Genomic DNA, 454 nt, shown 5'->3' with positions numbered 1-454 from the left:
GCCTATTCCGCCTTACTTTAATCGTGAAGCAGAAGCCATTGACACAGAACGCTATCAAACCGTGTTTAACGATCCAACCAAATTAGCAAGCGTAGCAGCACCAACAGCAAGTTTGCACTTTGACCAAGCCCTATTAGAAGAATTAGAGCAAAAAGGCGTAAATAAAGCGTTTGTAACCTTGCATGTGGGTGCTGGAACATTCTTACCTGTACGTACAGATCAGATCGAAAATCACATCATGCACAGTGAATGGTGTGATGTGCCTGAAGCAACTGCAAAATTGATTCAAGAAACCAAAGCACGTGGCAACAAAGTAATTGCCGTCGGAACGACAGCAACACGTGCCTTAGAAAGTGCAGCGCAAGCGTCTGGGGGAAAAATTGCCGCATGGACAGGCGATACACAAATCTTTATCTATCCAGGGTATCAGTTCTGTGTGTTGATCGCTTGATCA

At 44.7% G+C, this 454-nt stretch carries 1 protein-coding gene; it reads left to right on the top strand.

Features of this window, described 5'->3' with window-relative positions; translation table 11 throughout:
- On the top strand, nt 1–451 hold a 451-nt coding region (locus tag ACQ5DJ_RS29975), incomplete at its 5' end, for an S-adenosylmethionine:tRNA ribosyltransferase-isomerase (protein WP_429845625.1).
- Between the last annotated feature and the right edge of the window lie 3 nt (nt 452–454).

The sequence above is a fragment of the Brevibacillus sp. FIR094 genome, assembly GCF_050477165.1.
GTDB lineage: Bacteria > Bacillota > Bacilli > Brevibacillales > Brevibacillaceae > Brevibacillus.
Note: the sequence above shows the minus strand (reverse complement) of the source record. Positions and strands in the feature narration are given on the sequence as shown.